Raw genomic sequence first — 7,016 nt, forward strand, 5'->3', positions numbered from 1 at the left:
GCTCTATCCTGCACAAAGTGCAAGATAGAGCACCTATAAGCTCACGAGCGAGCAACCTGCCAAAAAATTAGCTACTTGTTGCATTCCCCATCCTACTTACCTCACCTGCTATTTTGTACGTAAGAGCCACTATTGTGCACCCCTCAGCAGTTACCGGCTTTTGAGTCCCATGTCAACTTGTTAAATTAACCTACAAGTTATACAATAAACATAAAAATTAAAGATTGAGGTTCCTTTTATGCAAATTGAAGTCTCCACTAAAAATATGGCCTTTCTCGAATGCTTCTCCTCCGAAACGCGCGTGAAAATGATCGAGCTGCTCGGGCAGGAGCCTCTCAACATCAAACAACTCTCTCAGAAGCTTGATATTTCATCAGCGATTGTAACCAAACATATTCAGAAGCTCGAGCAAGCCGGCATCGTCTTCTCCGAGAACACAACCGGTGTTCGCGGTACTCAGAAAATATGCCACTTGAAGATAGATCAAGCCGTCCTGCAGTTCAAACCAAAGAAGCAGGTCGACCTTCCAACGAACACAGTTGTTATTCCGATCGGTCAATACACCTCCTTCGAGGTTAAGCCAACTTGCGGACTTGCCTCTCCAACTCAGCTTATCGGCGTGCTGGATGATCCGCGTTATTTTGCTGATCCAGGACATGTCCATGCGGGGATTCTCTGGTTTGCCAGCGGTTATGTGGAGTACCGCATTCCCAATTTCCTTCACAGCAATCAAAAACTGCGCACACTGGAAATCTCTTTCGAAATTTGCTCCGAAGCGCCGGGGTTCAACGAGAACTGGCCTTCGGATATCTCGTTCTACATCAACGACATCCCCCTCGGCAACTGGACGAGTCCGGGTGATTTCGGCTCTCAACGAGGCGTCCTATCGCCCGATTGGTGGAGCAGCAGCAATACGCAGCACGGCCTGCTCAAAGTCATTACCGTCAGTCCCACTGGCTCCTATCTGGACGGCACCAAAATATCCGATACCACCATCCAAGATCTATCCGTGGCATTCGGCAAGGATATTCAGTTCCGCATCGCCTCCTTGGAGAGCTCTCCTAACTGCGGTGGCATCACCTTGTTCGGCAAAAGCTTCGGCAACTACGCCCAGGATATCATCGTCACCATGCATGAGGACAAATAGATTGCTGAAACCAATACACCTTTACAATTAGATATTTTGTCAAGCTAAGCATCCATATAAATCACCTAGCTATAGATTTCCAGCACTTATCGTACTCATTGACATCAAACTTGACAAGCTAAAGAATCGTGCATTTTTTAGCGAAAAATGAGTGTTTTTGAAGGGTAAAAAGAGGGAGACACCTCTATTTTAGCCGTTGGCGTAGGCCAAACGCATACCATCAGCCATCGGGATAAAATGATGGCGGGTCTCAAAAATAGCACCAAGCATATGCTGAGCATCCTGATGCTGTTGGCTCTGCTTCACGTTCGCTTTCAGCTTCGATAAAAGCGATTGATTCGCGATCACTTCAAGCAGCTGGTTTTTCAGCTCCAGCGCATTTTTGACTTCGATCGCCGCGCCTAAGCTGACCAAGTACGCAGCGTTTTCCTGCTCTTGGCCAGGGATCGGCTTATACAACATCATTGGAAGCTCCAGCGCCATTGCTTCCGAAATGGTGAGACCGCCCGGCTTCGTGATGATCAGGTCCGATAAAGCCATCAGCTCATGGACATGGTCCACGAACCCTGTCACCTTCACGCGATGCCGCGTTTTCTCGCCGCCAAGCTCCTCTTCGAGGAGCTGTTTGAGCTTCTCATTTCGCCCGCAAACGAAAACGAACTGCACCGGCTCCGCCAGCTCATCCGACTGCAGCACGGATTTGAACTGCTTGCCAATCAAGCCATGCCCGCCGCCCATCACCAGCACAGTCGGCATTCCACGGTCCAAACCATGATGATCTCGCAGCTCCGCCCGATCATACACCTGCGTGAATGGCTTCCGAATTGGAATCCCCGTAACCACGACATGCTCCTCCGGAACACCGTATCGCAGCAGCGCTTGCTTCACATGTTCAGCGCCAACCAGATAACGATCCGTTCCCGGATGAATCCAATAACTATGATCCGTATAATCGGTCATTACYGTAACGGTCGGCACCGTCGTGAAGCCGTTGCATTTTAAATACGACATCGCCGCGGCGGCCCCAGGGAACGTGCACACGACCTCAGTCGGTTCCTCCTCGTACAACAACGCCAACATCCGATCCGTGCTGAATGATTTCATCTTTTTAAACATATGGGAAAAAGTATTATCATTACGCGTTTTGCGATACAAATAACCATATACGGAAGGGAGACTTTTCACCCACTGCATATAGCAATATTTGCCCACACCATGCAAGTAAGGATGCGTCCACTCCAAAAAGTCAACCACCTTCACATCCACGTCAGGCTTATGCAATCTCGTAGCCTCAAGAATCGCCTGAGCTGCTTTATTATGTCCATCCCCTAAACTGCCTGTCAGAATCAATAGTTTATCTCTGCGTTTCATTGTCTTAATCCTCCTTCGAGATTGCTTTGCTGTGTCCGTACTTTGATACGCGATTCCGTCATCCAGCCTCTGCGCGCGCGATCCAAGGCATAAACAACACCTTCCACCACAAGAACAGCTCCTACGATATCGAGCAGGACATGCTGTTTCACGAACTGTGTGGAGACGATGATGAGCAACGACATAGCGGTTACGATAAATTTGTAGCGCGTCGCGACTCGAGTCGTACGCAGATAAGCTCTCATCATGAGATACGAGGTCAGTACATGCGTACTTGGAAAGCAGTTAAACGGTTGATCTGATCGGTACACCCACTCCACCATCCGCAGCAGCCAATCGGTACCGGTTAGCTCCGGCCGAGGTACAGTAGTTTGATATATGGCATATACGCCATAGCAAATCAGCAAGCCTATCACGAATTCAATTAGCGTTATATAGTAATTTCGGCGATCTTTGTACGCCAAGTACAGGAAGCCTACAAGCAGAAATCCATACCACGATAGATAAGGTACGACAAAACCTTTCACAAACGGGATTTGCCGATCCAAATCGGTCACCAGGTCGTAAGCCATCCCCCCAGCTTGATTCAGATGAACATAGATAAGACCCACCAACGGGATCAGCAGCAATGCGCTGCAGGCCATGCAATAGGACCACCACGATGTTAATCTCACACGAATTCCTCGCTCTCCTTAACGTTATCTTCATAATAAAGGAGAACCTTTTTCTTCTAAACGCTCTAAGGTACTGTCTTTGCTTAGCCAAAGGTCTTGATAAAACCTAGACTAAAGGCTAAGTTCTACGTGACTACAATCATCCCCAGCCCATCTATGTATCAAAAAAACATTAAATGTATATTATATGTATATACATGGTAGTGGAGGTGAGCTATAATTGACTCATAAAAAGGGAGAGGAGCCGTTCCTAATGACAACAGTCACAGTGAGCAAGTGGGGTAACAGCAGCGCCATCCGAATTCCGAACCAGTTCTTAAAACAGCTTAACCTGAAAGATGGCGCAGAGCTTCAGATTATCCTGACATCAGACAACGAAATTCTCCTTCGCCCTTCCGTGGAGCCGGATGAATCAAACGCCGAATTAAAGGCTCATATGAAAATGCTGCTTTCAAAAATAAAACCCGAATCACCGCGACATGAAGAAGTGGACCTTGGGATGGAAGGAGACGAATTAATTTGACCACGCCATCACGCGGCGATCTGGTTTGGCTGGRTTTCGACCCACAAGCAGGGCGGGAGCAAGCTGGACGTCGTCCTGCCGTCGTACTTTCCGAATTAGAATTCAATGAGCTTACGGGTTTTGCACTTGTATGTCCTATTACTAGCCAGTCAAAAGACTACGCTTTTGAGGTAACACTTCCAGATGATCTTCCCTTCTCTGGTGTTGTTCTCACAGATCAACTGAAAAGTTTAGACGTAAGAAAGCGTAAAATTAAAGTTGTCGGCAGCCTCCCTGTAGATTCCGTTTCAATGAAAGAAATACTTCGCAATACACGTTCTATTTTGGCATAGCAAAAACCCAAGGCACCGCCTCAGGTCATCGCGTCTCTTGCTATCCATTCTTTCCTTTTCTCCGCTTCGTAAACCGTACTCCCTATATATCACTGCACTTAAGAAATCAGCTTCGTCATCTTCGCCTTTTCAGCTACTCGCTTCGTATAGCCGCTGAGCGGCTTTTTCAGAGCTAACGCCAATACATAGCACGCCACGATGAACATGCACAGAAAGATGACATCCTTCAGCACTACCCAAAACAGCATCCCGCCCACGGCCTCGCGCATCACCCCAACCGCATAGGTAAACGGCACGAACGGATTCAGCTTTTGGAAAAATGGCGATGCTGTGCTCACCGGGAACGTCCCTCCCGAGCTCGAGAACTGCAGCACCAGGAAAATAATCGCGATACCCTTGCCGATATTGCCAAACACAGAGACCAAAGTGTACGTGATTGTAATGAACACAATGCTAATTAACAACGCAAAAATAACAAACCAAATCTTATCCACAACATAAGTTCCCAAGATAAAAATATCCCCAAGGGTGACAATCAGCGCTTGAAACAATCCAATCGTCAAGAAGATCATCATCCGTCCAAAATAAATATGATGCGTTTTGTAGGCACCATCCAAGTTATCCACATCTACTCTCATCAGAGAGACTAGCAGCATGGCACCTACCCACAACGAAAGTGTTGTGTAAAAAGGGGACATCGCCGATCCGTAGTTCGGAATGGGAAATCTTTTGTCCTCTTTGATCAGTACCGGACTAGAGAGAAAATCACTTTGCTTCTGAATGTCATTTTGAAGCAAGCGAAGAACCTCCTCGACGCTGCCGCTTCCTTGGACTTTGCGAATCTGGTCAGCTGCCTTGTAGACAGCCTCTTCGAATGCCGGCAGATCGCTGCGCACAAGATTAGCTGCCAGATGAACGGCCTCCTCCACTTCAGGCAGCTTCGTCTGGTAGAGATCCGCCACTTTGCGGATTTCTTCCTCCGCCGCAGGCAAATCGTTGCGGACAAAATCCGCTGCCGTATGCAGCTTCTGCTCGACTCGCGGCAAGTCATTGCGAATGAACGGAGCCGCCTCATTGATCCCGCTGGTGAACGCATCCAGCTTGCTTTGAAGCGTCGATGACGCTTCGTGCACCTTCGCCCGGATGTCCGGAAGCTCCTTTTGCAGGGTATCCAACTGCGTCTGGGCAAAATGAATGCCATTCTGCGCATCCGTCAAAATCCCTTTGATATTGGGCAGCTGCGCCTTCAATGTTTGAAGCGCTCCCCCAGCGTTCTGGGCGATGGACAGTATTTGCGCCAGGGCTTTGGTCATATTCGGCACAATCTCCGAATCGTACCTGGCGAGAATGCTGCCTAGCGCAGCGCTGGCCTCTTTGGATAATTTGTTCAAGTTATCCACAATGTCTTTGGCTGGCTTCTCGCCGCGCCCGATGGCACTTTGCAGCTTATTCAAGGCTTGAATTTGATTAGCCATATTCGTTCGAAGACCCGTCAACTTCGTGATGGTATCCGTGAACGGGCTATTCGGCACATTCGCATTCAAACGTGTGAACAAATCAATCGTGTTATCCAGAACAGCCGCGCCGGACGTGAGGCGCTCAGACAAAAGGCTTATAGCCGCCAGCGCTTTCTGCGGATCAAGATTTACATCCTGCAGCACCCCTGTTAGCTGGGTTACAGCATCTGCTGTTTGTTGCAGCAAAGTCAAATTTTGCTTCACCACTGGGATTACAGTTTGGAAAGCTGCCTCATTTTTCTGCAAAAAGCTCGTGAGCGCATCAGCGAAAGCAGCACCCTGCGTCGCAATCGAGTCGATCTGGGGCAGCGTGTTCAGGGCAGCGCTTACGATCTCATCAGCTTTGCGGGATGTATCAATAGCGGTATTGAATACCTCCTCCACTTTGCCGAAATTCTGATCAAGCTCCGCCACTCGGCTGGCAGCTTTCTGAATCTCGGGCAGCTTCTGCTGAATAAGCAGCACTTCCTGCGCAACTTCCTGGATCTTCGGCCAGCGCTCTTCAATCTTCAAAACGGTATCCGCCGCACGGTTAATATCCGGGATTTTCTCTTCAAGCTGGAGGATCTTCTGCCCTTTTTCTTTGAGTTCGGGCAGCTTCTGCTCTAGCTCAATCGCCTTTTGACGTGCCATCCACAATACTCGTTATTTTCCGCGAGAAGTCCTCGGGAATAATTAAGCTCGCATAATAATCCCCGCGTTCTACACCTTTCAGCGCCGTTTCTTCGTCCACAAAGGTCCAGCCCAGCGTATGATTATCTTTTAAATTATCCACAACCTCGTTCCCGATATTAATGGATTTATCCTCAATCTTCGCCCCTTGATCGTTGCTCGTTACCGCAATTTTGATCCCCGAAGTATTGGAATAAGGGTCCCACATCGCTTCTAGGTTAATCCAGGCATACACAGACGGCAAAATGGCAAGCGCAACCATGAGGAACAGACCTGTGGGCACCCTCCATAAGTTGATTAAATCCGTCCGATAGATGCTGAAAATCTTTTTCATCGACACCCCACCTATCCCTTCGCATTTGGTTATTAATGTAACCTGACAGTCCCCTGCGCATACAAAATAGTACCAAATACATTGGATTCGAGCAACTACTCCCATGTGGATAACCTAACCTGTGGATATGTGCACAGAATGCACCAAGCCTTATGCACAGTATGATTTGTGGACATGTTGATACTGTGGGTAATTTTGTGGATAAGTGGGTGAAAGTGTGAATAGAGCCTGAAAAAGAGGGAGGGRTTTAATGGTTGGGATGAGCGTGGGAGAGAGTAACTGAGGGAGGAAGGAAGTGCGGAGCGAGAGCTAGTGCGGGATGAGTGCGGGAGGAGCGCAGGGCGGAGTGCTAGACGAAATGAGGGACGAGTGCGGGACTGAGTGTGGGAGGAGCGCAGGGCGGAGTGCTAAACGAAATGAGGGACGAGTGCGGGACTGAGTGTGGG

The 7,016-nt window shown here is 48.6% G+C and carries 5 protein-coding genes and 1 pseudogene; 3 read left to right on the plus strand and 3 right to left on the minus strand.

What is annotated here, in order from left to right; all coding sequences use genetic code 11:
* The first annotated feature begins 238 nt into the window (after nucleotides 1-238).
* Nucleotides 239-1,147 (plus strand): ArsR/SmtB family transcription factor, encoded by a 909-nt coding sequence (locus AC1DUA_RS19340; protein WP_477501321.1) that lies wholly within the window; start codon nucleotides 239-241, stop codon nucleotides 1,145-1,147.
* Between the two features lie 189 nt (nucleotides 1,148-1,336).
* On the opposite strand, the gene AC1DUA_RS19345 is transcribed toward AC1DUA_RS19340, so the two are convergent.
* Nucleotides 1,337-2,518 (minus strand): MGDG synthase family glycosyltransferase, encoded by a 1,182-nt coding sequence (locus tag AC1DUA_RS19345; RefSeq protein WP_477501322.1) that lies wholly within the window; start codon nucleotides 2,516-2,518, stop codon nucleotides 1,337-1,339.
* Nucleotides 2,515-3,192 (minus strand): phosphatase PAP2 family protein, encoded by a 678-nt coding sequence (locus tag AC1DUA_RS19350; RefSeq protein WP_477501323.1) that lies wholly within the window; start codon nucleotides 3,190-3,192, stop codon nucleotides 2,515-2,517. Before AC1DUA_RS19350 ends, AC1DUA_RS19345 begins: the two co-directional genes overlap by 4 nt.
* A gap of 253 nt (nucleotides 3,193-3,445) precedes the next feature.
* On the opposite strand from AC1DUA_RS19350, the gene AC1DUA_RS19355 reads away from it, so the two are divergent.
* On the plus strand, nucleotides 3,446-3,715 hold the full coding sequence (locus AC1DUA_RS19355; protein WP_477501324.1) for an AbrB/MazE/SpoVT family DNA-binding domain-containing protein: 270 nt from the start codon (nucleotides 3,446-3,448) through the stop codon (nucleotides 3,713-3,715).
* On the plus strand, nucleotides 3,712-4,047 hold the full coding sequence (locus tag AC1DUA_RS19360; protein WP_477501325.1) for a type II toxin-antitoxin system PemK/MazF family toxin: 336 nt from the start codon (nucleotides 3,712-3,714) through the stop codon (nucleotides 4,045-4,047). The genes AC1DUA_RS19355 and AC1DUA_RS19360 overlap by 4 nt, the downstream gene beginning before the upstream one ends.
* A gap of 98 nt (nucleotides 4,048-4,145) precedes the next feature.
* Here AC1DUA_RS19360 and AC1DUA_RS19365 read toward each other — a convergent pair.
* A pseudogene (locus tag AC1DUA_RS19365) lies at nucleotides 4,146-6,570 on the minus strand (YhgE/Pip family protein).
* Nucleotides 6,571-7,016: the final 446 nt, after the last annotated feature.

The sequence above is a fragment of the Paenibacillus sp. 01T422 genome, from assembly GCF_056398785.1.